We start from the raw sequence: 25,946 nt of genomic DNA, 5'->3' as shown, positions 1-25,946 counted from the left end.
CATAACCGCCCTCGTTCAGGAGACCTCACCCATGACCGTTCGCGTCGCCATCAACGGCTTCGGCCGCATCGGCCGCCTCGTGCTTCGCTCGATCGTCGAGCATGGCCGCAAGGACATCGAGGTCGTGGCGATCAACGACCTGGGTCCCGTCGAGACCAACGCCCACCTGCTGCGCTATGACTCGGTGCACGGTCGCTTCCCCGGCACCGTGACCTCGGGCGAAGACTGGATCGACGTCGGCACGGGCAAGATCAAGGTCACCGCCGAGCGCGACCCGGCCAACCTGCCGCACGCCGAGCTCAAGGTCGACATCGCCTTCGAGTGCACCGGCATCTTCACCTCCAAGGAAAAGGCCTCGGCCCACCTGAAGGCCGGCGCCAAGCGCGTCCTGGTCTCGGCCCCCGCCGACAACGCCGACAAGACCATCGTCTTCAAGGTCAACCATGAGACCCTGACCGCCGACGACATCGTCGTGTCGAACGGCTCGTGCACCACCAACGCCCTGGCCCCGGTGGCCAAGGTGCTGAACGACCTGTTCGGCATCGAGCGCGGCTACATGACCACCATCCACGCCTACACCGGCGACCAGCCGACGCTGGATACGATGCACAAGGACCTGTACCGCGGCCGCGCCGCCGCCCTGTCCATGATCCCGACCTCGACCGGCGCCGCCAAGGCCCTGGGCCTGGTCCTGCCGGAACTGAAGGGCAAGCTGGACGGCTCGTCGATCCGCGTCCCGACCCCGAACGTCTCGGTCGTGGACCTGAAGGTCGTCGCCGCCCGCGAGGTGACGCCTGAGGAAATCAACGCCGCCCTGCAAGCCGCCGCTGACGGCCCGATGAAGGGCGTCCTGTTCACGACGACCGACCCGCTGGTGTCGATCGACCTGAACCACATCGCAGCGTCGTCCACCGCCGCCCTGCCGCAGACGCAGGTCGTCGACGGCAAGCTGGCTCGCGTCCTGACCTGGTACGACAACGAGTGGGGCTTCGCGACCCGCATGGCCGACACCGCCCTGGTGATGGCCAAGTTCCTGTAAGCTGAAAACGCTAGGCCCTCTCCCACTGGGAGAGGGCTTGAGCGCCCAAGAGCCGAAGGCGATTGGCTGCGCGAAAGGGTGAGGGTCGGCGCGATGACATTGAAACGCACCGCCTTCGCTCGATCCCTTCGACAAGCCTCAGGCTTAGCCGAGCAGCGCGTCTGGGCCTTGCTACGAAGCGGACAGATCGACGGCCACAAGTTCCGTCGCCAGCATCCAATCGGTCGATACCTCGCGGATTTCGTCTGCGACCGCTTGCGGCTGGTGATCGAGATCGACGGCGGGGTCCATGATCGGGACGAGGTCGTAACCAGCGATCATCTACGACAAACCGATCTGGAAGCTCTGGGCTGGACCGTCCTGCGCTTCTCCAACGCCCAAGCCTTGAGCGAACCCGCAGTCATCACCACCGCCATTCGTGCGCACGCCCGCTTGAACACACCCTGACCACGGCTTACGCCGACGGATACCTTCGACCCTCATCCGGCCCTGCGGGCCACCTTCTCCCACAGGGAGAAGGAAGACCTGGAACTTCATCATGACCTTCCGCACCCTCGACGACGCCGCTGACCTGTCCGGCCAGACCGCTCTGGTCCGCGTGGACTTCAACGTGCCGATGGAGGGCGGCAAGGTCACCGACGACACCCGTCTGAAGGCCGCCCTGCCGACCATCCACCGCCTGCGCGAAGCCGGCGCCAAGGTGGTGCTGCTGGCCCACTTCGACCGTCCCAAGGGCGAGCGCGTGGCCTCCATGAGCCTGCGCCCCGTGGTCGAGCCGCTGGAGCTTCTGCTGCACGGCCCCGTCCGCTTCGCCGACGACTGCGTAGGCGACGAGGCCAAGGCCGCCGTGGCGGATCTGGACGCTGGCGGCGTGCTGCTGCTGGAAAACGTCCGCTTCCACAAGGGTGAGGAAAAGAACGACCCGGCCTTCGCCGCCCAGCTGGCGGAACTGGGCGACCTCTACGTCAACGACGCCTTCTCGGCCGCGCACCGCGCCCACGCCTCGACCGAGGGTCTGGCCCGCCTCAAGCCCGCCTATGCCGGTGAAGCCATGAAGCGCGAGCTTCAGGCGCTGGACGCCGCCCTCGGCAGCCCGCAGAAGCCCGTCATCGGCATCGTCGGCGGCGCCAAGGTCTCGACCAAGCTGGACCTGCTGAAGAACCTGGTCGCCAAGCTGGACTACCTGGCCATCGGCGGCGGCATGGCCAACACCTTCCTGTTCGCCCAGGGCGTCGATGTCGGCGGGTCGCTGTGCGAGAAGGACCTGGCCCCCACCGCGCTCGAAATCATCGAGGAAGCCCGTCAAAAGGGCTGCGAGCTGTTGCTGCCGGTCGACGTCGTGGTCGCCAAGGGCGTGAAGCCGGGTATCGAATCGGGCGTGCGCGCCCTGGACCGCATCGCCGCCGACGACCTGATTCTGGACGCCGGCCCCGAGACCGTCGCCCGCCTGACCCGCGCCATGGACCTGTCCAAGACCCTGATCTGGAACGGCCCGCTGGGCGTGTTCGAGGTTCCGCCCTTCGACAAGGCCACCGTGGCCGCCGCCAAGCACGCCGCCGAACTGGCCGCCGCCGGCAAGCTGGTCGCCGTGGCCGGCGGCGGCGACACGGTCGCGGCCCTGAACCACGCCAACACGGCCGACGACATGACCTTCGTCTCCACCGCCGGCGGCGCCTTCCTGGAATGGATGGAGGGCAAGGTCCTGCCGGGCGTCGAGGCCCTCAGGGCCTGATTCAGTCTAGCGCGCGGCGGCGCCCGTCCGTCGCGCGCCCCCTCCCGGATAGGGGTTGTCGCATGCCTCGCGCCCTGCCGATTCGCTAGGCGACGCGCTGCAAACAGGCAGATCGCAACGAGAAGACTGGCGACAGGCGCTCTGTGTCATGCCCTGCCCCACGCCCCGCCAATCGACGCTCACGCCTTGGGCGCAACCCGACAAAAGTCCGGCAAGCGCCGCAAATATCGCCACCCGTCGCATGACCACTCCCGAAGACCAAGGTTCTCCAACCCTGCCCTGATCAGCCTGTTTCGGCAAGAACAGACGGATTGGTCCTGTTACACGGCGTGACTTCCGCCCGCCTCCGGGCTAAAGCCTCAGCAAAATAATACCGGCTCAGGAGACTACCCATGGCGCGCATCACGCTGCGACAGTTGCTCGATCACGCGGCGGAAAACGACTACGGCCTGCCCGCCTACAACATCAACAACATGGAACAGGGTCTGGCGATCATGGAGGCGGCCCATGAGGTCAACGCTCCGGTCATCATCCAGGCCTCGCGCGGCGCCCGCAACTACGCCAACGACATCATCCTGGCCAAGCTGATCGACGGCCTGGCCGAGCTCTATCCGCACATCCCGGTCTGCATGCACCAGGACCACGGCAACGGCCCGGCGACCTGCGCCACCGCCATCCAGTATGGCTTCACCTCGGTGATGATGGACGGCTCGCTGGAAGAAGACGCCAAGACCCCCGCCTCTTACGAATACAACGTCGACGTCACCCGTCGCGTCACCGAAATGGCCCACTCGTGCGGCGTCTCGGTCGAGGGTGAACTGGGCGTGCTGGGCTCGTTGGAAACCGGCATGGGCGAGGCCGAAGACGGCCACGGCTTCGAGGGCAAGCTGGACCACTCGCAACTGCTGACCGACCCGGATCAGGCCGTCGATTTCGTCAAGGCCACCAAGGTCGACGCCCTGGCGATCGCCATGGGCACCTCGCACGGCGCCTACAAGTTTACGCGCCAGCCGGACGGCGACGTCCTGGCCATGAACGTGATCGAGGAAATCCACCGTCGCCTGCCCAACACCCACCTGGTGATGCACGGCTCGTCTTCGGTGCCGCAGGACCTGCAGGACATCATCAACGCCTATGGCGGCCAGATGCCCCAGACCTGGGGCGTGCCGGTCGAAGAGATCCAGCGCGGCATCAAGCACGGCGTGCGCAAGATCAACATCGACACCGACAACCGCATGGCCATCACCGGCGCCATCCGCAAGGTCCTGGCCGAGAAGCCCGGCGAGTTCGACCCGCGCGCCTATCTGAAGCCCGCCAAGGAAGCCATGAAGAAGCTGTGCATCGAGCGCTACCAGCAGTTCGGCTGCGAAGGCCAGGCGTCCAAGATCAAGCCCCTGTCCACCGCCCAGATGGCCAAGCTCTACGCCGCCGGCGACCTGGACCCGCGCATCGGCTGATACTCCTATAGCCGCCCGCTCTTGATCCTCCCCCGCCTGCGGGGGAGGGGGACCACGCAGTGGTGGAGGGGGCGGCCACAGCCGCAAGGTTCAATAGGACGAGGCGGCGCCTGACCTCGCCCCCTCCACCATGCTTCGCATGGTCCCCCTCCCCCGTTCCGCTACGCTGCTCGGGGGAGGATCAGGCGCTCCTGATCACCACACCCCATACCGACCGCCGATGGCGCCGATCACCGCCCGCGCCTCGATCTCGGCATAGCGCAGTTCCTCCTCAGCCTGCCGCGCATCACGGCGTGCATCCTGAATCTCGCCGCGCACCTCGCGGATACGCTCGCGAATGCGCTGGCGCTGCTCGTCCGTCAGCCCGTCCTGGCGCAGTTCGCGCTGCTTGGCCTCCAGCTTGTCCTCGCGGTCGTCGATGCGGCTGACAGCCGAGTTCAGCGCGCTTTCCGCCGACGACACCGCCTGCTCCACCACATAGATGCGACGCCCGTCTTGATAGGCCGGCAGGAAGTCGCGCTCCTCGGCCGGGGCGCAGACCCCGCCGTAGCTGTTCCCCTGCCGTCCCTGCCGGAAGCCGTTTTCCCAGGTGCAATAGGTCCGCAAGCCGTCCTCGCGCGCCGACAGATAGGCGCTCATGTTCGGGGCCACGCCATATTTGGCGCAGGCCTTGGCGTGGTCGTCCAGACGGCTGGTCCGATGCCCCGCCGCCCCGTCGCGCCAGCCCTGCCCGCCCCAGTCGCCGACCAGGCACTGGTCCTGGCTCATGGTGGCGCAGCCGGACAGCAGAACCACGCCCGTGGCGGCGACAGCAGCGGCGATCAAGAACTTCATCCGAGCCTCTCCCAAGGCGTTTCAAGCCGCAATCAAGGACTGATGAAGCCTCGCCTCGCAAGCCATGCTATTTCGCCCTATGGCCGATGAACCTTTGCTGACGGAAGACGACGACGCGGAAATTCTCGAGGCGCGCATCGACGCGCCTGGCGTCCGTCTCGACAAGGCCTTGGCCGCCGCCTTCCCCACCCTGTCGCGCGCCCGCCTGCAAGCCCTGCTGGCCGAGGGCGCCGTCCGCCGCGACGGCCAGCCGATCACCAGCGGCTCGGCCAAGGCGCAACCCGGCCTCTATGCCGTCGTCATGCCCCCGGTCGTCGCCGCCACGCCCCAGCCCGAGGCCATCCCGCTGACGGTGCTGTTCGAGGACGCCGACCTGATCGTCATCGACAAGGCCCCCGGCATGGCCGCCCACCCCGCGCCCGGCTGCGAGACCGGCACCCTGGTCAACGCCCTGCTGGCCCATTGCGGCGAGAGCCTGTCGGGAATCGGCGGCGTCGCCCGCCCCGGCATCGTCCATCGCCTGGACAAGGACACCTCCGGCGTCATGGTCGCCGCCAAGACCGACCGCGCCCACGCTGGCCTGTCGGCCCTGTTCGCCACCCACGACATCGAGCGCACCTATATCGCCCTGACGCGCGGCGCGCCCTCGCCGGAAAAGGGCCGCATCCAGACCCAGATCGGCCGCTCCAACAGCGACCGCAAGAAGATGGCTGTGCTCAAAAGCGGCGGCCGCGAGGCCATCACCGACTATGTGGTGCAAAAGACCTTCGGCCAGCCCGCCAAGGCCTCCGGCGCGCCCCTGGCCGCCCGCGTCGCCTGCACCTTGCACACCGGCCGCACCCATCAGATCCGCGTCCATCTGGCGTCCAAGGGGTCGCCCCTGCTCGGCGACCCCGTCTATGGCTCCGGCAGCCCCGCCATCCCGGTCCGCGCCGCCGTGGCCGAGGTCGGCCTGACCCGCCAGGCCCTGCACGCCGCCGTCCTCGGCTTCGTTCACCCGGTGACCGGCGAAGCCCTGCGCTTCGAGACCGCCCCGCCCGAGGACATGCGCCGACTCGAAGAGCTTCTCGCCGAACTGTGACGCCCTCCCACCGCTCGATTTGATCAGCAACACACACTGTGCTAATAAGCCTTCACCCGACACGGGTGGCTTGGGAGCCACAGTCACGCCTTCGTGTGACGATCCGCCCCTACACAAGGCGGCAACCCATACCCATCTGATCGGTTGAGGGGTGAGGCGATGGCGCACGCATGTGGTCATGGCCGTGGCGCCTGCTCTTTGCTTTCGGTCGGAGGGACCACGTCTAATGGCTAACTCGACACTCGCGGTGATGTCGCCTGAACAGGGACTGTCGCGCTATCTCACGGAAATCCGTAAGTTTCCGATGCTCACCAAGGACGAGGAGTTCATGCTCGCCAAGCGTTGGAGCGAGCACCAGGACCCCGAAGCGGCCCACCGCCTCGTCACCTCTCACCTTCGTCTCGTGGCCAAGATCGCCATGGGGTATCGCGGCTACGGCCTGCCGATCGGCGAAGTGATCTCAGAGGGCAACGTCGGCCTGATGCAGGCCGTCAAGAAATTCGATCCCGACAAGGGCTTCCGCCTGGCGACCTACGCCATGTGGTGGATTCGCGCGTCCATTCAGGAATACATCCTGCGCTCCTGGTCCCTCGTGAAGATGGGCACCACCGCCGCGCAGAAGAAGCTCTTCTTCAACCTGCGCAAGGCCAAGAGCCAGATCTCGGCCTTCGAGGAAGGCGACCTGCACCCCGAACACCTCGCCGCCATCGCCACCAAGCTGGGCGTGTCGGAAGAGGAAGTCACCAACATGAACCGCCGTCTCGGCGGCGACGCCTCGCTGAACGCGCCCCTGCGCGCCGACGGCGAAAGCGAGTGGCAGGACTGGCTGGCCGACGACGATGCGGTGTCCCAGGAAACGGCTCTGGCCGACTCCGAGGAGAAGTCCATCCGCATGAGCCTGCTCGAAGAAGCCATGCAGGAACTGACCGACCGCGAGAAGCACATCCTCACGGAGCGTCGCCTCAAGGACGACCCGGTCACCCTGGAAGAGCTCGCCAGCCAGTATGGCGTCTCGCGCGAGCGCGTCCGTCAGATCGAGGTCCGCGCCTTCGAGAAACTGCAAAAAGCCATGCGCGCCGCCGCTGAAGAGCGGAACCTAGTCGACGCCTGAGCGCGCTCAAGCAGCCGAAGGCGGTAGCGCAAAAAAGATGAGCCTTAGCCCGCCCGAGACAGGCTCTCGGGCGAGGCCAGGGCCAGCACAGCCCCCACCGGCCCAGCCAGCGTCGCCTTGGTCGGCGCACCCGCCGCCAGGTTGGTCTCCAGACCGGCCGCTGCAATAGCCAGCGAGGCGTCGCCGGTCTTGATGGCCAGGGCCTTCAGCGTCTCGGCCTGCTGCTTGATGGCGCGCACCGCCTGCATGGGATCGGTGTCGAACTGGGTCAGGGCCGAGTTCAGAATCCGCATGGCCTGGTCCTTGACCGCCACCACGGCTTCCGCCGCCGACGCCGGCTTGTCTGCCTTGCGCTTGCCCGGCCCGGCGTAGTCGTCGGAGTTGAAGCGGCGCCGATCCGGCCCGATGTAGCCCACGGCCTCGACCCAGTCGCGCGGCTTGGTCGCCAGGTTCTCGACCCGACGGAACAGGTCGCCGCTGGTGAAGGGCTTCCTCAGAAACTCGTGCACGCCGGAATCCCGCGCGCCCTTGATGCTGCTGGCGGTGGCCTCGGCGGTGACCATGATGATCGGCACGCGGCGGCACGACAGGCTCGACCGGCGGATGCGTCGCGCCAGACCCTCGCCGTCCAGCTTCGGCCCGGTCCGCTCGGTCAGGATCAGACCCGGCTCCATCTCGCGCGCCAGATCAATCACCCGCGCCTCATCACCCTCGACCGCGACATCACGCGACCCAAAGCCCTTCAGCAGGTCGGACAAGAGGCGCGCAGCGGCAGGATTGGGATCGACGATCAGCACCCGGCGCACGACCGGAGCGATCTTCTGCATTGTCTTGGCGTCTAAGGCGAACACGGCTCGGCTCCATCTGGAGCTGAGAAGGTAAACTCAGGGGGTTAAGGCGCGGTTTCCCTAATCGGGACGCCGCGCCTCGACCGCCTCAACCCTGGAAGGGATCGCGCATCAGAATGGTGTCGTCCCGCTCGGGGCTGGTCGACAGCAGGGCCACCGGCGCGCCGATCAGTTCCTCGATCCGACGCACATACTTCAGCGCATGGGCGTTCAGGTCCTTGAAGGTGCGCACCCCGGCGGTGCTCTCGTTCCAGCCTTCCAGCTCCTCGAACACCGGCTCGGCCGAGGCCTGATCCTTCAGGCTCGACGGCAGGTAGTCCAGCACCTCGCCATTGATGCGATAGCCGACGCAGATCTTCAGCGTCTTCAGACCGTCCAGAACGTCCAGCTTGGTCAGGGCGATGCCGTCGATGCCGTTGATGGCCACCGACTGGCGCACCAGAACCGCGTCGAACCAGCCGCAGCGACGCGCCCGGCCCGTATTGACGCCGACCTCGCGGCCCACGACCGCCAGATGCTCGCCGACCTCGTCGTTCAGTTCACAGGCGAACGGGCCTTCACCGACGCGCGTCGTATAGGCCTTCACGATGCCCAGCACATAGCCGACGCCGCGCGGGCCAATGCCCGAACCCGCCGCAGCCTGGCCGGCCACGGTGTTGGACGACGTCACATAGGGATAGGTGCCGTGATCCACGTCCAGGAAGGCGCCCTGCGCCCCCTCGAACAGCACGCGCTTGCCGTCCTTCTGCGCCTGATCCAGCACGCGCCAGGCGGGCTTCACATAGGGCAGGATCTTCGGCGCGATCTCCAGCAGTTGCGCCAGCAGGGCCGCCGGGTCGATCGGCTCCAGCCCCAGACCGGCGCGTAAGGGATCGTGGTGCGAGCGCAGACGGTCGATCTTGATCTTCAGGTCGTCTTCGTTGGCCAGATCGCAGACGCGGATGGCGCGCCGGCCCACCTTGTCCTCATAGGCCGGGCCGATGCCGCGACCGGTCGTGCCGATCTTGGCGCCCGGCGCGCTGGCGGCGGCTTCGCGCGCCACGTCCAGGGCCGGATGGATCGGCAGGATCAGGCAGGCGTTGTCGGCGATGGTCAGGATGTCGGGGCTGATGGCCACGCCCTGGGCGACGATCTTCTCGATCTCGCCGACCAGATGCCAAGGGTCCACGACCACGCCGTTGCCGATGATCGAAGGCTTGCCCTGCACCACGCCCGAGGGCAGCAGCGCCAGCTTGTAAACCTTGCCGTCGACGACCAGCGTATGCCCGGCGTTATGGCCGCCCTGGAACCGCACGACCATGTCGGCCCGGTTCGACAACCAGTCGACAATCTTGCCCTTGCCCTCGTCGCCCCATTGGGCGCCGACTACCGCGACGTTCGCCAAGATCGTTTCTCCGCAATCCAGAATGCGGTGGGAGCCTATAACCCCTGAATCGTCAGGAGTCCCCCCAAGGACGCAGAATTATCCGGCCAGCTCGGCCACCGCTGTCTGGAAGGCCCATTCCAGCCACGGCGTGGCGTCCACCACGTCCGCCGTCTCGACGGTGCAGCCGCACCACAGACGCAGGCCCGGCGGCGCATAGCGATGCGGCTCCATGTCGAACACAGCGCCCTCGTCTTCCAGCAAGGCCTTGAACCGCTTCACGAAAGCTTTCTGCCCCGCCTCATCCATCGCCGCGATGCGCGCATCCGTGAACTTCAGGCAGACCGAGGTGGTCGAGCGCACTTCGGGTCGGTCGGGCAGGAAGGCGATCCAGTCGGTCCGCTCCACCCATTCCGCCAGGGCCGCATAGTTCTGGTCCGTGCGGCGGATCAGTTCGGGCAGCCCACCCACGTCCCTGGCCCACTCCAGGGCGTCGATCCAGTCCTCAATGGTCAGGATCGAAAAGGTGTTGATCACCACCCCGTCCGCCAGGGTCCGGTCAAAGCCCTTCTTGTCGGTCAGGCGCAGCACCTTGGGGATCGACCGCTCGGGCCGATAAGCATCCAGCCGCGCCACCGCGCGCGGCGACAGCACCATGACGCCGATGCCCGCCTCGCCGCCCAGCGCCTTCTGGAAGCTGAAGGTGGTGACGTCCAGCTTGTCCCACGGCAGGTCCATGGCGAACGCCGCCGAGGTCGCGTCGCAGATGGTCAGCCCCTCGCGGTCGTCGGCGATCCAGTCGACGTTATCCACGCGCACGCCCGAGGTCGTGCCGTTCCACGGAAACACCACATCCTTGTTCGGATCGACCTGGCTCATGTCCGGCAGCTCGCCCCAGGGCGCCGTCAGCACCTCCGGTTCCAGCTTCAGGTGGTCGCGCACGTCGGTCGCCCAGACCTGACCGAAGTTTTCATAGGCCACGACCTGCACCGGCCGCTCGCCCAGCATTCCCCACAGCGCCGCCTCGACCGCGCCCGTGTCCGACCCCGGCGTATAGAGCAGCACATAGTCCTCGGGCGGCGCCAGCACCTCGCGCGTCAGCCGCAAGCCATAGGCGAAACGCTCCACCACCTCCGGCGCGCGAATGCCGCGTCCCAGCAGGTTGGTCGGCAACCCCGCCAACGACCAGCCCGGACGCTTGGCCGTCGGACCGGCGGAGAACCACGGGCGAGCAGGCTTTGCGTCAGGCTTGGCGATCATCAGCGTCGTTCCTCGGGGAGAAGGATAGAGAGTCGGCTCAGCGTCCGGGCGTATAGGGCCGCTTGTCGCGCCATTCAGTGGCGAACCGGATCAGCTCGTCATCCGGCGTCTCCGGCAGGGTCACCGCCAGCTTGGCCAGCAGGTCGCCGCGCTTGCCGCCGGCATAGGCGCCGCGTCCCTTGAGCCGCAGGATCTTGCCGCTGTTCGAGCCCTTGGGAATGGTCATCATCACCGCGCCCTCGGGCGTCGGCACCTGGATCTTGCCGCCCAGCACCGCATCGGGAACCGAAACCGCCAGGTCCATCGTCAGGTCCGCGCCGTCGCGCTTGAACACCGGGTGCGGGGCGATCTTCAGTTCGATCAGGGCGTCGCCCGCCTGACCGCCACGCCCCGGCGCGCCCTGCCCTTTCAGTCGGATCACCTGGCCCTCGGACGCGCCCTTGGGAATGACCACGTCCAGCATCCGCCCGTCCGAGAACTGGATGCGGCGCGTCGTCCCCGCGATGGAGTCTTCCAGACTGATGTCCAGCGTGGCCCGCACGTCCTGGCCCTTGCCGCCGCCAAAGCCGCCGCGTCCCGCCGTGCGCCCGCCGCCGCCGAAGGCGCCGAACAGTTCCTCCAGGTCGATGTCCTCGAACCCGCCGCGACCGCCCGAGCCGCCGAACCCGCCAAAGCCGCCCGAACGCCCGCCGCCGCCCGGCGGCGCGCGGAACTGCTCGCGTCCGTCGGCGTCGATCTCGCCGCGATCATACTTGGCGCGCTTCTCGGCGTCGCCCAGCAGGTCGAATGCCGCCGTGATGCGCTTGAACCGCTCCTCCGACACCTTGTCGCCGGGGTTCTTGTCCGGGTGCAGCTCCTTGGCGAGCTTGCGGAACGCCTTCTTGATCTCGTCCGCGCTCGCGCCCTTGGCTACGCCCAGTTCCTTATAGGGATCGCCAGCCACGTCGAGTTCGCTCCAACATCAGTAAAAGAACCAGAGCGTCAGTTAAGCCATGCGCCCCCCCGCTGGAAGGGGCGATCCACCCCTTTCCTCCCCATTCCATGGGGAGGGGGACCACGAAGTGGTGGAGGGGGCGACGCAAACGTCTGCCGTTGAGACGCCCCCTCCGTCACGTCGGCTTCGCCGCCGCGCCACCTCCCCATCGCTGCGCGACAGGGAGGAAAGCTAAAGCCCGACCACCGCCTCCGCGCCCCAGCCATAGCCTTCGCCCCACTGCGCCACTGCCACCCGCGCGCTTTCGCCGCTCCCGCCCGGCCAGTCCGCCGCCCTCTGCGCCGCCGGATAGACCGTCTCAAGTCCCGCCACCTCCCAGACGCGCTTCTCGACCGCCCCGTCCAGCACCCGCACCCGGAACCGGCGCGGATCGACCTCGACCGGCTCGGCCTCCCAGCCCTCGCCGTTCACCCGAACGCGCGGCGTCCATGACAGCCGCCGCCCGCCGCCCTCGACCACCGCCCGCAGATGCGCCGGTCGCCAGGGCCGCGCTGACCGCCCTTCCCAGGTGAAATCCGCCTGCGCAAAGCCCGTCCCGCCCGGCGGCGCCCCCGCCGGTCCCGCCCGCCACAGACGCGGCAGACCGCGCTCGCCCGCGCTCATCTCCACGCGCGGCAGGCCTCGATCCAGCATCACGACCAGAGCCCCGGTTGCAGCCCCCGCAACCGCCTCCGCCTCGGTCCCCTGCTGCCCGCGCAACAGCCCCGTCAGGCGCCAGACCTCGTCCCCGACCAGTTCCGCCCGCCTGAACTGCACCACCTCCCAGCCCGCCGTTGTCTCCACCGCCAATGCATTCCCGCCGCCGAGAACCGCCCCCGCCGACAGGCTCTGCGGCCCCGCCCCTTCGATCCGCACCATGATCGCATTGGCCTCGTCCCAGCGCCCCAGCACGCCGCGCGTCAGCGGCGTCATCAGCACTCCGACCGTGGCCGGCTGCGTCACGGTCGCCCGCGGCGTCAGCGTCGCCGCATCCTGCCCGCCATGCACCGTCATCGGCCGCCACGGCTCGGCGGCCACCACCGCCACAGGCCGCCCGTCGTCCTCCATGCCCGGCAAGAGCGGCAGGTCCAGCAACCGCAGGAAGGGCGCCCCCATGACCGTCGGCGGCTCGCCGGGCCGCCAGTCCGGCCTCGCCTCGCCCGGCGCGATCCGCACCACCGGCTCCAGCGTCGCCGTCGGCTCTTCGTCCCAGTCCAGCCTCGCCGCGCGCCAATCGCCCGCCTGTCCCTCGACCGCCACCAGGTCGTCGGGTTCCAGCTTCAGCGCCTCCAGCGGCCCCAGCCGCACGGTCAGCCGCTCAGCCGCCTCGCCCGCCGCCAGCATCCGCCGCGCCACGGTCGCCGCCAGTTGGGCGTCACACACCACCGGCAAGTCCGCATCCAGCCCGCCGCCGTCGCCACCCTGCTCCGCCTGCACGGTCGCCGATCCAGTCTGATAGTTCGCCGCCTCGTCGATAAAGCGCACCCGCGCCGCCTCGGGCCGCGCCTCCAGCGATCGTTCCGCCGACACGCTGGCCCCGTCGTCCGGCAGCGCCAGCGCATCCGCCGTCAGCGTCAGCACCGCCGCCTCGTCGCCCTGCACCGCCACCCGCCCGCCGCGCTCCGCCGCCGTGGCGCCGAAGGCCGCCAGCAGCGGCTCCAGCGCGTCGCGCGTCCGCATCGGTCGGTCGATCACATAGCCCGCCGCCTCGCCCTCCAGCGCCCCCACGACAAAGTCGTCCTCATCCAGCCCCCCGCGCCTCAGCACGGCGGCGATCATGTCCACGGCCTCGCCGCCCAACCGCCCGTTCAGCCAGTGCCCAGCGCGCCAGGCCGCTGCGTCGGCCCAGACCTCCGCCCGCGCCGGAAAGGCCGGATAGGGCCGCGCGTCCCAGCACCAGGCGTCCGCCCCCTCCAGCATCCGCCCGCCATAGACCAGTGACACCGGATTGTTCGCCGGCGCCGCATAGTGCTTCAGCACCGCCTCCAGCGCCCGCCGCTGCATCCGGTCATCCCGCGCGCCCGTCGAAAAGGGCGGCAGGGCGTTCTCCGTGCTCTTGGGGTCCTGGAACAGGTTCGGCGCATTGCCGCCCCGGTCCACCGCCGCACAGCCGAATTCCGTCAGCCGGATCGGCTTCATCATGGGAACCCAGGCCGTCGGCGTCCCGCTCTTCACGCCCGCGACCCGGTCGTGGTGCGGGTTCGACCACCAGTTCTTCAGGTCCTTGGGGCGGAACATCCAGTCCTCGCCGTGCGCGGTGTCGACGATCGGCGTCCGCGCCTGCGCCGCCCGATCGGCCTCGCTGGCGTAATACCAGTCGAAGCCCTCGCCGCCCGTGACCTGCGCGGCCAGATAGGCCGCCGATGACGCCCCCTCGAACCCCGCCTCCGCGTCCAGGCCGCCATCCCCGGCCCGCCAGTCGCCCAGCGGCGGATACCAGTCGATGCCGACGTAATCGATGTTGGCGTCGGCCCACAAAGGGTCCAGATGAAACCGCACCTCCCCGTCCGCCTGCCGCCCGAAATACTCCGACCAGTCAGCGGCATAGCTCAGCTTCACCCCCGCCCCGACCACCGCCCGGCATTCCGCCGCCAGGGTCCGAAACTGCGCCACCGCCGGAAAACCCCCGCCGGCATCCCGCATCCAGGTCAGCCCTCGCATCTCCGAGCCGATCAGCAGCCCGTCCGCGCCCTCCTCGGCGGCAATGCCTGCATAGTGCAGCGCCAGCCGCCTCAGACCCCAGCCGTCCGCTGTGCCGAACATGGCCGCGACCTCAGCCGGGGCCCCTGCGCCGTCAGTACCCGTCACGCGCCCGCGCCACGGATAGCCCTCGCAGTCCATGAAGACGAAGGGATAGAGGGTCACCTCCAGCCCCCGATCCTTGAGCGCCCGGATCGCCTGACGCACGCTCTCGTCCGACGGCGTCCCGCCATAGGCCGGCCCCTCGCGGCCCGCCCCGCCATCGACCCTGGAAATCAGATGCGCCTCGCCGCGCTGCAGACCCGCGACCTTCCAGGTCATCGGCTCGGTCGTCTTGGTGCGGTTCTCCACCCCCGGTCGGATGCGGCACTGACCCGCGCGCACGTGGTCGCCAAACCAGCCGACGATCAGACTGACCCGCTTCAGATTCGGCGCCTGGACCAGCAACTGGTCCAGCGAGACCAGCAGGTCCGCCTGCCCCTCGGCGTGGTTCACATTCTCGGCCCTGGCCCGCGTCAGCCCCTCGCGACGCATCACCGCCTCGGTCGCCAGGCAGAACTCCCCCGCGCCGGGGATCAGACACACCCCTTCCAGCAGATCCTCCAGTCGCCCCTCGCCCGGCGCGCGACGGAACACCTCGAACGCCAGCTGCGGCGCGCGATTGCCGAACGGCCCCAGCGGCAGGTCCTCGAACACCGCATAGGCCGTGCCCCGATAAGCCGGCGCTTCCCCCTCGACCGCCTCGATCAGCGGATCGGGCGTCTGCGTCTGCGTCCCGCGATGCACCCGCATCGTCACGCCCGTCAGATCCAGCGGCTGGCCGTCGGCCCAGACCCGTCCTACCCCGTCGATCGGCCCCTCGCCCAGGGCCACGGCGAAGCTCAGCGAATAGGCATACTCGACCGTCCTCTGCCCGCCCTTGCCGCCCGACCGTTCATGGCGCTTCTCCAGAAACCGCGCGGCCCAGATCACCTGTCCCGCCACCCGCGCCCGCCCAAACACGCAGGCCATCGGCGCCCCGTCCGCCGACGACTGCAGGCTCAGCGCCTCCAGCCTCGGTCCCTTTTGGCGCGCGGGCGACAGGCTGGCGATCACCCGCTCATCGACCGCCCGCCCCACGGTCGCGCCGATGAACTGCCCGATCGGCCCGCCGAAATGCTGGCCCAGATTGCTCAGAACGACCTGCGCCATTCACATCTCCTGTGGCCAGCGGAACGCCGCGACCAGTCTTCTGCGCCACCACGGCCCCATCCAGCTCTCCACCACCGACCGTCCCCAGTAGGCGTGGATCATCTTCGGCTCCGGCCCGCCGTCGTCCGACAGGATGGCGCAGTGCTTGGCCGGACAGCCCGCGCTCATGCGGAACAGCAGCACGTCGCCGGGCCGCGCCGCCTCGGGCCTGATCTCGACCAGCCAGCGCCGCGCCGCGTGCAGCAGCGTCTCCTCGCCCCCGACCTCGGCCCAGTCGGGCCGGTAGGGCGGCGGCGCCTCCGGCTCCTCGCCCGCCACCTCGCGCCACACCCCGCGCACCAGACCCAGACAGTCCGCGCCCTCGCCCTTCACGCTGGCCTGATGCCGATAAGGCGTCCCCAGCCAGCCGCGCGCGGCGGCCACCACATCCGCCCTCATCGTCGGCTCCCGCCGTCGTGCCGCCCCGCCGTCGTCGGCCGCGCAGCGATGAAGTCGTCGCCCGGAATGTCGGGAAAGCCCTGGAAGTTGACCCCGTTGCCGAACTTCCCCGAACACGTCGTCCAGCGCTTGTCGCAACCCCGCCCGGCGACCGCCTCGACGCTCAAGCCACAGCGCCCATCCCCCAGCACCGCGTCGCAGCTCCGCCCATAGGTCCGCCCGACCACCCGCTCCAGCACCGCCATCGGCCCATCCAGATCCGCGACAAAGGCCCCGTTCTCACGCCGGATGCGCGCCAGCGCCCCGACCCACAGCCGCACCCTCAACTCCGGCCGCGCCCAGTCCACGCGCCACAGCTCGACCCGCGCCCGGTCATAGAGACCCGCCGCGATGTCGGCCTCGGTGAGCGCCGCATCGTCCAGCCCGCCGGACGCCGACAAGCCTCCCGCCATCAGCCCGACCGCGCCCTCCCCGACGCCCGCCGTCCAGCCGCTGCCCGCGCGACAGGCCACGCCCTCGACGCTCAGGTCCCGATCATGATCGGTGAACCCCATCACCTCGCCGTCCGTCCGCCTCAGCATCCAGGCATGGCACAGCATCGCCGCCCCGCTCTCGATGCGGGGGGCCAGGTCATCCGGTATGTCACGCATGGCTAGACCCGCACCTCGATCAGCGGCATGGCGACCATCCGCCCGGCGCCGAAACTCTCCAGCGTCACCTCGATCCGGTCGGCGTCGAACCGCACCGGCGTGTCGAACACGAACCCTGCCGTCACCACCGCGCCAGCGGCCGGCGCCGACGTCAGCGTCACCGCCCCCGTCGCTGCATCGACCATGAACCCCGCCGTCTCCACGCCCCCCACCGCCACCCGCACCGAGCCCTCGACCGGCTTCCTGATCCGCCGCTCATGGTCGCCATAGGCCTTGCACAGCCCGAAGCTGCGCCGCGTCCCGTCGCCCGTCCCGATCCTCTGATCCGTCGCCGCGACCGCCTCGCCCGGCGCGCAGCTCTTGAAATCGGCGAAATCGCGGAACCGGAACCCGTACAGCCGCCCGCGTCGCGCCTCGAAAAAGGCCGTCAGCGCCGCCATGTCGTCCAACGACCGCAACCCCGCCCCGATCAGATAGCGCCGTCGCCCCTCCGCCCAGGGCGTCGAGCGCCGCTCGAACCCGGACGCCAGGGTCGTGATCTGCGTCCGCCGCTCGACCCCGCCGGTAGATCCGAACGCCAGCCGCGCCGGCAGACGCACCTCGTGAAAGGCCATTGGTCCTCGCTTGTGTCTTGAACTGCGCCATTCCGGGACAAGCTGCGATTTGTTCGCAGAAATCCTGCCCCCAAGGTCACGCTTCGGGTTGTCTGGAAACCAACGCTCGGTCATGCTCGCGTGAAAGCGGCCGGGGGCCGTTCAGAACTCAGGAGACATGCGCGTGCGCGGTGAAATTCTCAGCTATGACGACGTCTCGGGCACCGGCCTGATCAGCGGCGACGACAGCATCCGTTACGGCTTCGCCCGTTCGGCGATTCAGGCCGGCGGCGTCATCCGCCCCGGCGCGCGCGTCGATTTCGCAGCTGAAGGCGTCGAGGCGACCCTGGTCACCGTTCTGGCGGTCGATCCCGCCGCCGCCTTCGGCCAGGCCGCCGCCTCCTCCTACGTCGCTCGCGACACTGGCGGCGGCTACGACATCAAGAGCGCCATGCTCTCGTTCAAGGGCCGTCTGCGCCGCCAGCATTTCTGGATCAGTTGGGCCATTCTTCTGGTGCTGGGCATCGTCTCCAGCTTCTTCCCCGCGGCCAGCTTCTTCCTCGGCCTGATCCTTCTGGTTCCTCACCTGGCGATCGGCTTCAAGCGCTTCCACGACATGGGCAAGCCGGGCTGGCTTGTCGTTATCCCCTGGGCCATCTGGTACGGCGCCATGGGCATGATGGTCGCCGCCTTCGGTCTGGCGGTCATCACCAACCCCAACGCCATGCAGTCGATGGACCCCGAAACCCTGATCGCCACCGGCGGCGCCGCCTTCGGCCTCATGTTCCTGGCCGCTCTGGTCAGCCTCGGCTTCTGGCTCTGGCTCGGCATTGGCGACAGCCAGCGCGGCGACAACAAGTACGGCCCCAATCCCAAGGGCGAGTAGGTTCAAGGGGCGCTCTTCGGAGCGCCCCTTTTCTTTGGAGGCTATCGCTCAGCGCGCGGCGCTTCGCTGCTTAAGCCTCATGCACCCTGCGCCGCTACATTCTTCGCGCGCCCAGCGCCGTCGCCCGCGCCAGCATCCGCGCGATCTGCGCCTCGGACCGCAGCAGGCCCTGCGCCCCGCCGTCCACGCTGACATTGACCGTCACACCCGCCCCGCCGCCCGGCGCCTCGATGCTGCCCGCGCCCGCCGGTCGAAACACCTCCGGCCCGCGCTCGCCGACCAGATAGGCCCCGCCGCCCAGCACCGGCCCGCCCTCGGCTCGCGCCCCGCCGAAGCTGTTCATCACCGCCGAGAGCGCGTCCGACAACCCGCCGCCGCCCGCGTCAGCGACCGCGTCAGGCTTTCCCCCGCCCGCCCGAAGGCCTCTTCGATCGAGGCCGCCGCCCGCTCCGCCGGCTCCCGCAGCGCCTCGAGCGCCGCGGCCGCCTCCGCCGCCTTCAGCGGCACGGCGTCGATCCCGTCCGGCCTGAAACTGTCCGTCATTCCATCATCCTTTCTCCCTCCCCTTCATGGGGAGGGTGGTCGACGCGCAGCGGAGACCGGGTGGGGAGGGCCAGGCGATCCTGGGGTGCAGCGCCTGACTTGCCTCGCCGCCCCCACCCCCCATGAAGGGGAGGGAGAGGTCACGCCTCATCCGGCCACATCTCCCTCATCCGCTCCAGCTCGCCGCGCCCCAGCGGCGCCGCCTGAACCGGCCCCGCCGTCAGCATCCGCCATTCCTTCAGCGACAGCCGCCAGAAGCCCTCCGGCGCCACGCCCATCCGCGCCGCCGCCTGCATCATCTCGCTCCAGGGCATCATCACGCGGCCGCCGCAAACGCCTTCGCCACCGCCTCGGCCGCCTCACGCGGATCAACGAAGGCGCTCGCCAGCCCGTCCGCCAGCGCGCCCTCGCCCCCGCCGCGCAGCAGAGCCGCCAGCACCACCATCAGATCCCGCGCCGACAGCGCCTTCATCCGCTCGGCCAGCGCCGCCATCCCGGCCACGCCCAGCCCCGTCTCGATTTCAGCCAAGGCCCCCAGCGTCAGACACAGCCTCCGCTCCGCCCCCGCCAGCACCGCCGTCGCCTCGCCTCGCGCGCCGTTCGCTGAAACCATTGCACTTCCGATCCGACGCGATAGCCTCGCGCCATGTTGAAACTTCAGACCGACTTCAACGCGCTATCGGACAGCGATCAGGCATGGGGTCTGTGGCTCGATGGCCAGCGCTTCGAACCCATCGCTGATTCAGTCGGTGCGAAAGTCGGCGATCGCGTTGTTATTCTCGAGCCAGAGGACTTCGAGGTTGAGGGCGAACTTGGCTTTGGCCTCGTTGATCCACCCTGCCGAAGCGACACCGAAATGTGGTTCGTCAAAGTCGACTGGACCACCCTCCGACGCTTCTAGAGTGCGCCGAACGTCACTTCGCCCGCGCTCGCCAGGCTCAGCGCAAAGCTCGCCTCGCCCTCGTGCTCGCCGGCGTATTCCAGCGCCGCCACGATGAAGGCTCCCTCCAGCACGCCGAAGTCCGGCACGATCAGCCGCCACCGCTTCGCCGCCTGCTCAAAGAAGGCCTCGCGGATCAGGGCGTCGGACGCCGCATCGCGGAATATCCCCTGCCCCGACACCGCCGCCGACTTCACCCCGGCCCCCGCCAGCAGTTCCCGCCACCGCCCAGCGCTGTCGCCGTCGGTGGCGTCCACCGTCTTGGCGTTCAGCGAAATCGTCCGCGCCCGCAGGCCCGCCACCGTCGTAAAGACGCCCGCCGCGCCCTCGATCTTCAGCAAGATGTCCTTGCCGCGTTGCGCCGTCATGCCTTCAATCCTCCCTTGGCGCGCAGCGACGGGGGAGGGGGACCGCGTAGCGGTGGAGGGGGCGAACCCCACGCACTGCCCGCTTCCGCCCCCTCCACCATGCTGCGCATGGTCCCCCTCCCCCGCTTCGCAGGGGAGGATCAATTCTCAGATCTCTTCCGTCACGGCCCGCAGCCGCATCACCGCCCAGGCTCGCTTCAGGTCCGCGCTGCGGAACACATCGGTAAAGGTCACGCCCAGGCTGACCGCCTTCACCCCGTCGGCCTCCAGCAACGCATCCGCGACCCGCGCCCGCACCGCCGCCGCCACCGCCCGCGCCTCCTCCATGCCGGCGAAACGACTGGCGCAGGTCAAGGTCAGCCTATGCTCGACCCCGCCGCCGTCCGCGTTCAGCCCCCGGCTCTCGCCCTTGCCGATCAGCAGATGCGGAAAGGCCGCCCCCTCCGGCGGCTGGTCCCAGACCCGCACCGGATCGCCCAGCAGCGCCTGCAAGGCCCCGTCGCCCCTCAACCACGCGATCAGCGCCTTGACCAGCGCCCCCTCATGATCCCTCATCGCGCCCGCTCCAGGTTCAGCCTTGCCCGCCCGGCCGCCTTGGGATCAGCCTCGATCCCGACCACGCCCCAGTCGGCCCCGCCGAACCGCACCACCAGCCCCTCCTCCAGCCGCGGATCGGCCCTCACGCTTGCGCTCAGTGTCTCCACGCCCCGCGTCACGCCGCCCTCCGTCCGCTCACGCCGACGCCGCGCCCCCAGGCTCAGCCACAACGACCCCACCGGCTCATAGCTGACCACCCGCCCGCCATAGGGCGTCTCCGCCTCCACCGCCCGCACCAGGCTCGCGACAATCTTCACAGCCGCACCACGCGATAGGGCGCAATCCACCCCTCGACCGGCGCCGCCGACATCTCGCCCTCGCCGCGCTCATAGGCCCGCAGCACCAGCATCAGCACCGCCAGCCGCAGCGGCGCCGCCGAGGTCGAGGTCAGCGTCAGCCCCACCTCCCCCTCCACCCGCGCCCTCGCCGCGTCGATCAGGGTCTGGATCAGCCCGTCCTCCGCCTCATGCTCGACGCGCAGGAACAGCTTCGCCTCCGTGAGGCTCACGGGTGCGGTCATGTGAAATCTCCAATGTTCGGACGCCGCCCCTTTCCTCCCCATGGAATGGGGAGGGGGACCACGAAGTGGTGGAGGGGGCGACGCCGCCGTCGCCCGTCGAGCCGCCCCCTCCGTCACGTCGCTATCGCGACGCGCCACCTCCCCATCGCTCCGCGACAGGGAGGAAAATCATCAGCTCGCCGCGAACTTCATCAGCTTGATCGCGTCGAAATTCTGCACCCCGCCGCCGACGCGCTTGGTCGTGTAGAACAGCACATAGGGCTTGGCCGAATAGGGATCGCGCAGCACCCGCACCCCCGCGCGATCCACGATCAGATAGCCCCGCGAGAAGTCGCCGAACGCGATCGACAGGCTGTTGGCCGCCACGTCCGGCATGGTCTCGATCTCGGTGACCGGATAGCCCAGCAAGCTGGCCGTCTCGCCCGGCCGCGTCGCCGGCGACCAGACATAGTTGCCGTCCGCGTCCTTGAACTTGCGCACCAACGAGACCGTGCGGCGGTTCATCACAAAGCGCCCGTTCGGTCGATACTGGGCCTTGGGCGCATAGATCAGGTCGATCAGCTTATCGACCGGGCTGGCGCTGGCGAAGGCGCCCGCCGCACCCGAGGCCACCGTGCCGATCTGGCCCCAGGTCTGGGTGCCTTCCGTCGCCGTCGCATAGGCCAGGAAGCCCTTGGGCTTGTTCACCCCGTCGCCGTTGACGAAGGCCGCCGTCTCCTGCGCCGCAAAGGCGTCCTCGACCTCGGCCGCCAGCCATTCGTCCAGGTCGATCAGGGCGTCGTCCAGTAGGCTCTGCGTCGCCGCCGGACAGGCGTAGAGATCAGCCGAGGCGAACTCCAGCAGCGCCAGCGTCGCCGGGTCCGTCTCCGGCCGCGCCGCCGTCTCGGCCACCCAGCCCGCCGTCACCCCCGCCGTCGACACCGGCTTGCGGAACACGCCCGAACCGACCGTGCGCACCGTGGCGATCTCGCGCATCGGGCTGCCCGCCATCAGGCGACGCTCGATGGCCCGCTCCGTCTCCGGCGGCACGACATAGCCCGCCGAGTTCGACGCCGACGACAGCCCCGCCTTCAGCTCCAGGCCATGCGAGGCGCCCGACTTCATATAGCCGTCCCAGGCCGCCTTGGCCTCCGGCGCCGCCACGACGGCGGGCGCCTCAAGGCCCAACATCGGACGACGGCTCTCGCTCAGCGCGCGATCCAGACGCGCCTGCGCCCCCGCCACCGCCTGATCGATGCGCGCCACCTTCTCCTCCAGCAGCACGTCGGCCGAGGCCTTCTTCTCGATCTCGTCCAGCCGGGCGTCATTGGCCCCTTTGAACGCCTCGAACGCCGCCATCATCTCATGCATGGCGGCGCGCGCCTCGGGCGTGCCCGATGCGGTCTTGGTCTCTTTCATGAAGTCTCCAGTTGAGATACCGCTGGTTGCGGCTACGGTCGGAACAAAGTCCCGAACTGCTTTCGGCGGACGACAGAGAATTGGGCGTCCCGATGGACAAGTTTGATCGCAAACCCGCTTGGAAGACGCGCTACCGAAACTATCTTCTCGCCGGCGTTGGAATGGTCCTGCTTCTGGCCGGATACGTCGCCATGGCGCGCTTCGCCGACACGGCCTTCTACATTTGGGGCCTTAGCCTCTACCTCGCCGTCATGGTCCTCGGCGGTTTTGGAATAGGCCTCTTCAAAGCCTTCAAGACCTATCGCGAATGGATTCAAAAGCTCGCCTTGCAGCCGATCCAGGGTCCCGGATTCACCCCTCTCGAACTCGCCGCGCTTGAAGAGTTTCGCCGTCAGTCACCCCAGTCCACGACGGCGCTGCACGCCTTTTTGACCTCCGCTGAGGTGACGTCGCGCTTCAACACCGGGAACGGCTGCATCACGGCGATCCAGTCAGGAAGGCCCCATCCTCTTGTCGGCGCCGATTCGATTATCGCCTGGTTTGAGGTCGCTGGCGTCACGGCCCCGGTCGGCTGCCGCTTCTGGACCGACGATGCTCAGGTGGTGGATTTGATGGAGTTTTTCACCGGCGGCCAGAACACCCACGGCCTCGACTGGGCCGCCGTCTCGTTCGAAAGCACAGAAACAGGCTTCACCGCCCCCCCAGTCATTCGCCCAATCGCGACAGCACCTGATCCAGCCTATGCCAAGGTCTTGGAAAGCATGGAGCCATGACTCCGATCTTCACCCCGCTCGAACGCGCCGTCCTAGACGCCCTGGCCTGGGAGTTGCGCGACGCCGCCCCCGACCTCGCCGGTCAGGTCGAGGCGAGCCTGCCGGGCCTGCGCCGCAACACGGGCGGCGGCCTGCTGACCGAGTTGATCGTGGATCGCGGTCGTCCCGCGCCCGACGCCGACGCAACCGGCCTGTTCGGCACGGTCCACGCGGTGATCGACGGCCTTTCCGATCCCGTCGCCTTTCAGGTCGAACTGCGTCAGGGCCGCCTCATCGCCCTGCACGGCTTCAGCTATGATCAGGACACCCGCGCCGTCGACTTTGCGACCGTCCCCTTCGAGGAGGTCTTCCTGATCGACGAAGCCGGCGAATCCGTTCTGTTCGAGCCGGCCAAGACCCTCCCGGCCAGCCCGCTGCTCGAACTGCAAACGCCGCCGCCCGACGGCTTCGGTTTCGGCCCCAACGGCGCCCTCCTCGGCCCCGGCCGTCCGCCCGCCGACACCTCGCCAGGCTCCGACATCACCGCCGCCCTGAACCTGCCGCCGCGCGTCAAGCTGGCGACTGGCGTCGGTTACGGAATCTTCGGCCTCATCATCATCCTGTCGGTGCTCACGCCCGTCCTCCGCGACCATTTCGGCCTCAACTGGCTGCGCCTGCCCTTCGGCTTCATCTTCATCGCCCTGGTCATCAGCGGCGTCCTGACCCGGCTGCCGAAAGCGCCCCCGGCATGACCCGTTCCTGGCTGGACGCCGTCGAACGCTCCTGGAAGCTCAAGTTGGCCTGGCTGTGCATACCCTTCCTCCCCATCACCGCCCTCGCGGTGAGCAAACATGTAGAGACCGACTCTGGCCTTATCGCAGCCCTGGCCGCCATCGTGGTGTTGGGGGGCGCGGCGCTGCCCTTCCTCGTCGGTCTGCTGACCCAGCCAGCCAAGAAGGCCCGTCGTCGCGCTCTGTCGCCGCTGCAGCGCATGCAGATGTCCGAAGAAGCCGACGCCGCCACCGTCAGCGACGCGCTCGGCATCGCCGCAAAGACGCCCGTCGCTACCCTTCCCGACGCGCTTCAGGCCGCCATCGCCCATTTCGGCGCCCCGCTCCCGCGCCTGCTTGAGCCCCTCATCACGGCTCTCGGCCTTCTGATCTCGGTCGCCCTGATGGCCCTGGCCTTCCTGCGCGACCCTCACGGCCTCCTGACCCGTTGGACCGGCCTGACCCTGCCTCTCGACTACTGGCCCGCCTATGGCCTGGTGCTGACAGCGGCCTTGCTCATGACTCTGTGGCATTGGCTGCGTCAGATGCACGACCACTATGTCGCCGAGGCCAAACCCACCGGCCGCCGCCCCTTCCCGGCGCTGCGGTCATGAGTTCGACCCCGATGCTCAGCAGCACCACCCAACGGCTTGTCTTCCTGGCGACCCTCGCCGCGGCCGCCGTGTTGAGCGCGACCAACGCCTTGGCTCAAGATGCGGACTGCTACGACGCCGAAGTCTCGGCCCGCATCGTTTCGCAAACACCGACCGTGATGGGCCACTGCGACGACTGCATCATCATCAGTTGGCCCTGGATCGTCGATCTGGATGTTCGCCGCATTTATTCCGGCGACCTTCGCCGTGGACGGCTGACAGTCCTCGCCGTTCTGCACAACGATTTCCGCCGCGATCTCGGCGCTCGTCGCTGGAAGCTGCGCCGCAACAACCAAGGCGGTTTCAACCTCCTCCGCAATGCAGAAGAGGTCACGGCCCGATGCGCCAACGACGCGGCGCCCGCCACGGCCTACATCACCCCGCCCGATGGCCAGACCCTCGAGGACCTCCGCCGGGAAGGCCGCGCCCACTATGGCCGCGACAACTGAAACCGCGCGCCCGGCAGCATCGGAAACGTCACCAGCGACACCTCCCACAGCTCCACCGCGCTCAGCACCCTTAAGCGCCCATCCCGCCGCGCCTTCGCCGCGCGAAAGCCGATCGACAGCCCGTCCAGCGCCCCCGCCCGCGTCAAGGCCTGGGCGTAGCGCGCCTCGCCCGACCAGTCGTGGATGCGCCCGCGCACCCGCAAGCCGCGCTCGTCCTCGACCATCTCGTCCCAGACCCCGACCACCGCCCGGCTCTCGTGTTGGTGCAGCATCCGCACCCCGCCCGCGCCGGTCTTCGCCAGACTGTCGGCAAAGGCCCCGCGCGCCACGACATCCCCGTTCAGGTCGGCTGCGCCCCACAGCGAGGCGTAGCCTTCGATGACGACCACACCCTTCTCCCTCCCCTGCATGGGGAGGGAGGCCGAGCCGTCAGGCGCGGCCGGGTGGGGGCGCTTCGATAGATCAGACGCCATCACTTCTCCTCCAGCCGCCGCTCGATGCGATCCACCGTCGCCCGCACCGCCTCGCCCTGGGCCTCCACCCGCGCCAGCCGCTCGGCGACCAGCCTCTGCTCGCCGACCCTCTGCTCCAGCGTCGCGATCCGCGCCGCCGCGCCGCCGGCCCAGACCAGGCCGCCGATGGTCTGCACCAGCAGGGCCGCGATCAGGGCGACCGGGACCTTCTTCAAATCCGACATTCTTTCCTCCCCATTTCATGGGGAGGGGGACCGCGTAGCGGTGGAGGGGGCGACACCGCCCTCTCCCGTCGAGACGCCCCCTCCGTCACGCCGCTGACGCGGC

At 68.9% G+C, this 25,946-nt stretch carries 30 protein-coding genes and 1 pseudogene; 12 read left to right on the top strand and 19 right to left on the bottom strand.

The annotated features are described in order from the left end of the window. The first annotated feature begins 31 nt into the window (after positions 1 to 31). The 4 genes from gap (at position 32) to fba (ending at position 4,228) form a co-directional block, all read left to right on the top strand. Entirely contained in the window at positions 32 to 1,039 is a 1,008-nt protein-coding gene (gap, locus tag CQ039_RS10960) for a type I glyceraldehyde-3-phosphate dehydrogenase (RefSeq protein ID WP_105563947.1), read from the top strand. A gap of 99 nt (positions 1,040 to 1,138) precedes the next feature. After that, positions 1,139 to 1,486, top strand: coding sequence for an endonuclease domain-containing protein (locus CQ039_RS10955; RefSeq protein WP_233191900.1), 348 nt, complete (start codon positions 1,139 to 1,141; stop codon positions 1,484 to 1,486). Between the two features lie 91 nt (positions 1,487 to 1,577). Next, positions 1,578 to 2,771, top strand: a complete 1,194-nt coding sequence (pgk, locus tag CQ039_RS10950) for a phosphoglycerate kinase (RefSeq protein ID WP_105563949.1) — start codon at positions 1,578 to 1,580, stop codon at positions 2,769 to 2,771. A gap of 392 nt (positions 2,772 to 3,163) precedes the next feature. Continuing rightward, entirely contained in the window at positions 3,164 to 4,228 is a 1,065-nt protein-coding gene (gene fba, locus CQ039_RS10945) for a class II fructose-bisphosphate aldolase (protein WP_105563950.1), read from the top strand. A gap of 195 nt (positions 4,229 to 4,423) precedes the next feature. Here fba and CQ039_RS10940 read toward each other — a convergent pair whose 3' ends face one another. Next, complete coding sequence (locus tag CQ039_RS10940) at positions 4,424 to 5,062, bottom strand: DUF2799 domain-containing protein (RefSeq protein WP_105563951.1); 639 nt, start codon at positions 5,060 to 5,062, stop codon at positions 4,424 to 4,426. A 79-nt stretch (positions 5,063 to 5,141) separates the two neighbouring features. Here CQ039_RS10940 and CQ039_RS10935 point away from each other — a divergent pair, with 79 nt between their 5' ends. Both CQ039_RS10935 and rpoH read left to right on the top strand, forming a co-directional pair. Beyond that, the gene (locus tag CQ039_RS10935) at positions 5,142 to 6,143 is read left to right on the top strand and encodes an RluA family pseudouridine synthase (protein ID WP_105563952.1); all 1,002 of its coding nucleotides are present in this window, start codon (positions 5,142 to 5,144) and stop codon (positions 6,141 to 6,143) included. Between the two features lie 226 nt (positions 6,144 to 6,369). Then, positions 6,370 to 7,254, top strand: a complete 885-nt coding sequence (rpoH, locus tag CQ039_RS10930; RefSeq protein ID WP_105563953.1) for an RNA polymerase sigma factor RpoH — start codon at positions 6,370 to 6,372, stop codon at positions 7,252 to 7,254. Between the two features lie 44 nt (positions 7,255 to 7,298). Here rpoH and CQ039_RS10925 read toward each other — a convergent pair whose 3' ends face one another. From CQ039_RS10925 to CQ039_RS10890, 8 genes are all read right to left on the bottom strand, one after another. Continuing rightward, a complete protein-coding gene (locus tag CQ039_RS10925) occupies positions 7,299 to 8,105 on the bottom strand; it encodes a response regulator (protein ID WP_105563954.1) in 807 nt (268 codons plus the stop codon). 85 nt (positions 8,106 to 8,190) lie between these two features. Then, a complete protein-coding gene (locus CQ039_RS10920; protein ID WP_105563955.1) occupies positions 8,191 to 9,486 on the bottom strand; it encodes an adenylosuccinate synthase in 1,296 nt (431 codons plus the stop codon). A gap of 78 nt (positions 9,487 to 9,564) precedes the next feature. Further along, positions 9,565 to 10,725, bottom strand: a complete 1,161-nt coding sequence (locus tag CQ039_RS10915) for a phosphoserine transaminase (RefSeq protein ID WP_105563956.1) — start codon at positions 10,723 to 10,725, stop codon at positions 9,565 to 9,567. Positions 10,726 to 10,762: 37 nt separating this feature from the next. Beyond that, positions 10,763 to 11,668 carry a DnaJ C-terminal domain-containing protein gene (locus tag CQ039_RS10910; protein ID WP_105563957.1) on the bottom strand — a complete coding sequence of 302 codons (906 nt, stop codon included), beginning with the start codon at positions 11,666 to 11,668 and terminating at the stop codon, positions 10,763 to 10,765. Between the two features lie 222 nt (positions 11,669 to 11,890). Beyond that, complete coding sequence (locus CQ039_RS10905) at positions 11,891 to 15,589, bottom strand: glycoside hydrolase/phage tail family protein (protein ID WP_105568023.1); 3,699 nt, start codon at positions 15,587 to 15,589, stop codon at positions 11,891 to 11,893. Further along, entirely contained in the window at positions 15,590 to 16,027 is a 438-nt protein-coding gene (locus CQ039_RS10900; RefSeq protein ID WP_105565007.1) for an NlpC/P60 family protein, read from the bottom strand. Then, positions 16,024 to 16,677: a DUF2163 domain-containing protein gene (locus tag CQ039_RS10895; protein ID WP_105565008.1), complete on the bottom strand. Its 654-nt coding sequence runs from the start codon at positions 16,675 to 16,677 to the stop codon at positions 16,024 to 16,026. Before CQ039_RS10895 ends, CQ039_RS10900 begins: the two co-directional genes overlap by 4 nt. A 2-nt stretch (positions 16,678 to 16,679) precedes the next feature. Next, the gene (locus CQ039_RS10890) at positions 16,680 to 17,291 is read right to left on the bottom strand and encodes a DUF2460 domain-containing protein (protein WP_105565009.1); all 612 of its coding nucleotides are present in this window, start codon (positions 17,289 to 17,291) and stop codon (positions 16,680 to 16,682) included. 163 nt (positions 17,292 to 17,454) lie between these two features. Here CQ039_RS10890 and CQ039_RS10885 point away from each other — a divergent pair, with 163 nt between their 5' ends. Beyond that, positions 17,455 to 18,156: a DUF805 domain-containing protein gene (locus tag CQ039_RS10885; RefSeq protein ID WP_146112382.1), complete on the top strand. Its 702-nt coding sequence runs from the start codon at positions 17,455 to 17,457 to the stop codon at positions 18,154 to 18,156. Positions 18,157 to 18,250: 94 nt separating this feature from the next. On the opposite strand, the pseudogene CQ039_RS10880 reads toward CQ039_RS10885, so the two are convergent. The 3 genes and pseudogenes from CQ039_RS10880 to CQ039_RS10870 all read right to left on the bottom strand — a co-directional run bounded on the left by CQ039_RS10880 (position 18,251) and on the right by CQ039_RS10870 (position 19,312). Then, a pseudogene (locus CQ039_RS10880) lies at positions 18,251 to 18,699 on the bottom strand (phage tail tape measure protein). A 140-nt stretch (positions 18,700 to 18,839) separates the two neighbouring features. Next, complete coding sequence (locus tag CQ039_RS10875; protein ID WP_105564881.1) at positions 18,840 to 19,016, bottom strand: phage tail assembly chaperone; 177 nt, start codon at positions 19,014 to 19,016, stop codon at positions 18,840 to 18,842. Continuing rightward, a complete protein-coding gene (locus CQ039_RS10870) occupies positions 19,016 to 19,312 on the bottom strand; it encodes a GTA-gp10 family protein (RefSeq protein ID WP_105564880.1) in 297 nt (98 codons plus the stop codon). Before CQ039_RS10870 ends, CQ039_RS10875 begins: the two co-directional genes overlap by 1 nt. A 33-nt stretch (positions 19,313 to 19,345) precedes the next feature. Here CQ039_RS10870 and CQ039_RS10865 point away from each other — a divergent pair, with 33 nt between their 5' ends. Next, a complete protein-coding gene (locus CQ039_RS10865) occupies positions 19,346 to 19,600 on the top strand; it encodes a hypothetical protein (protein ID WP_105564879.1) in 255 nt (84 codons plus the stop codon). Here CQ039_RS10865 and CQ039_RS10860 read toward each other — a convergent pair. From CQ039_RS10860 to CQ039_RS10840, 5 genes are all read right to left on the bottom strand, one after another. Continuing rightward, positions 19,597 to 20,007: a phage major tail protein, TP901-1 family gene (locus CQ039_RS10860; protein WP_105564878.1), complete on the bottom strand. Its 411-nt coding sequence runs from the start codon at positions 20,005 to 20,007 to the stop codon at positions 19,597 to 19,599. The two genes, CQ039_RS10865 and CQ039_RS10860, sit on opposite strands and share 4 nt — an antisense overlap. 147 nt (positions 20,008 to 20,154) lie before the next feature. Then, on the bottom strand, positions 20,155 to 20,562 hold the full coding sequence (locus tag CQ039_RS10855; RefSeq protein ID WP_105564877.1) for a DUF3168 domain-containing protein: 408 nt from the start codon (positions 20,560 to 20,562) through the stop codon (positions 20,155 to 20,157). Further along, entirely contained in the window at positions 20,559 to 20,861 is a 303-nt protein-coding gene (locus CQ039_RS10850) for a head-tail adaptor protein (protein ID WP_105564876.1), read from the bottom strand. The genes CQ039_RS10855 and CQ039_RS10850 overlap by 4 nt, the downstream gene beginning before the upstream one ends. Next, positions 20,858 to 21,124, bottom strand: a complete 267-nt coding sequence (locus tag CQ039_RS10845; RefSeq protein ID WP_105564875.1) for a head-tail connector protein — start codon at positions 21,122 to 21,124, stop codon at positions 20,858 to 20,860. The genes CQ039_RS10850 and CQ039_RS10845 overlap by 4 nt, the downstream gene beginning before the upstream one ends. Positions 21,125 to 21,295: 171 nt before the next feature. Further along, on the bottom strand, positions 21,296 to 22,522 hold the full coding sequence (locus CQ039_RS10840; RefSeq protein ID WP_105564874.1) for a phage major capsid protein: 1,227 nt from the start codon (positions 22,520 to 22,522) through the stop codon (positions 21,296 to 21,298). A gap of 92 nt (positions 22,523 to 22,614) precedes the next feature. On the opposite strand from CQ039_RS10840, the gene CQ039_RS10835 reads away from it, so the two are divergent. Genes CQ039_RS10835 through CQ039_RS10820 form a run of 4 tightly spaced genes read left to right on the top strand, consistent with a single transcriptional unit; the run spans position 22,615 to position 25,146 of the window. After that, complete coding sequence (locus CQ039_RS10835) at positions 22,615 to 23,295, top strand: hypothetical protein (protein ID WP_105564873.1); 681 nt, start codon at positions 22,615 to 22,617, stop codon at positions 23,293 to 23,295. After that, positions 23,292 to 24,026: a hypothetical protein gene (locus tag CQ039_RS10830; RefSeq protein WP_105564872.1), complete on the top strand. Its 735-nt coding sequence runs from the start codon at positions 23,292 to 23,294 to the stop codon at positions 24,024 to 24,026. The genes CQ039_RS10835 and CQ039_RS10830 overlap by 4 nt, the downstream gene beginning before the upstream one ends. Next, the gene (locus tag CQ039_RS10825) at positions 24,023 to 24,658 is read left to right on the top strand and encodes a hypothetical protein (RefSeq protein WP_105564871.1); all 636 of its coding nucleotides are present in this window, start codon (positions 24,023 to 24,025) and stop codon (positions 24,656 to 24,658) included. The genes CQ039_RS10830 and CQ039_RS10825 overlap by 4 nt, the downstream gene beginning before the upstream one ends. Before the next feature lie 11 nt (positions 24,659 to 24,669). Continuing rightward, positions 24,670 to 25,146: a hypothetical protein gene (locus tag CQ039_RS10820; protein ID WP_105564870.1), complete on the top strand. Its 477-nt coding sequence runs from the start codon at positions 24,670 to 24,672 to the stop codon at positions 25,144 to 25,146. Here CQ039_RS10820 and CQ039_RS10815 read toward each other — a convergent pair. Together CQ039_RS10815 and CQ039_RS10810 are read right to left on the bottom strand one after the other, a co-directional pair. Further along, a complete protein-coding gene (locus tag CQ039_RS10815; RefSeq protein ID WP_105564882.1) occupies positions 25,128 to 25,556 on the bottom strand; it encodes an HK97 family phage prohead protease in 429 nt (142 codons plus the stop codon). The two genes, CQ039_RS10820 and CQ039_RS10815, sit on opposite strands and share 19 nt — an antisense overlap. Before the next feature lie 62 nt (positions 25,557 to 25,618). After that, complete coding sequence (locus tag CQ039_RS10810) at positions 25,619 to 25,843, bottom strand: hypothetical protein (RefSeq protein ID WP_105564869.1); 225 nt, start codon at positions 25,841 to 25,843, stop codon at positions 25,619 to 25,621. Positions 25,844 to 25,946 lie beyond the last annotated feature (103 nt).

The organism is Brevundimonas sp. MYb52 (assembly GCF_002979535.1).
GTDB lineage: Bacteria > Pseudomonadota > Alphaproteobacteria > Caulobacterales > Caulobacteraceae > Brevundimonas.
This window is presented reverse-complemented; position numbering and strand designations above follow the sequence as displayed.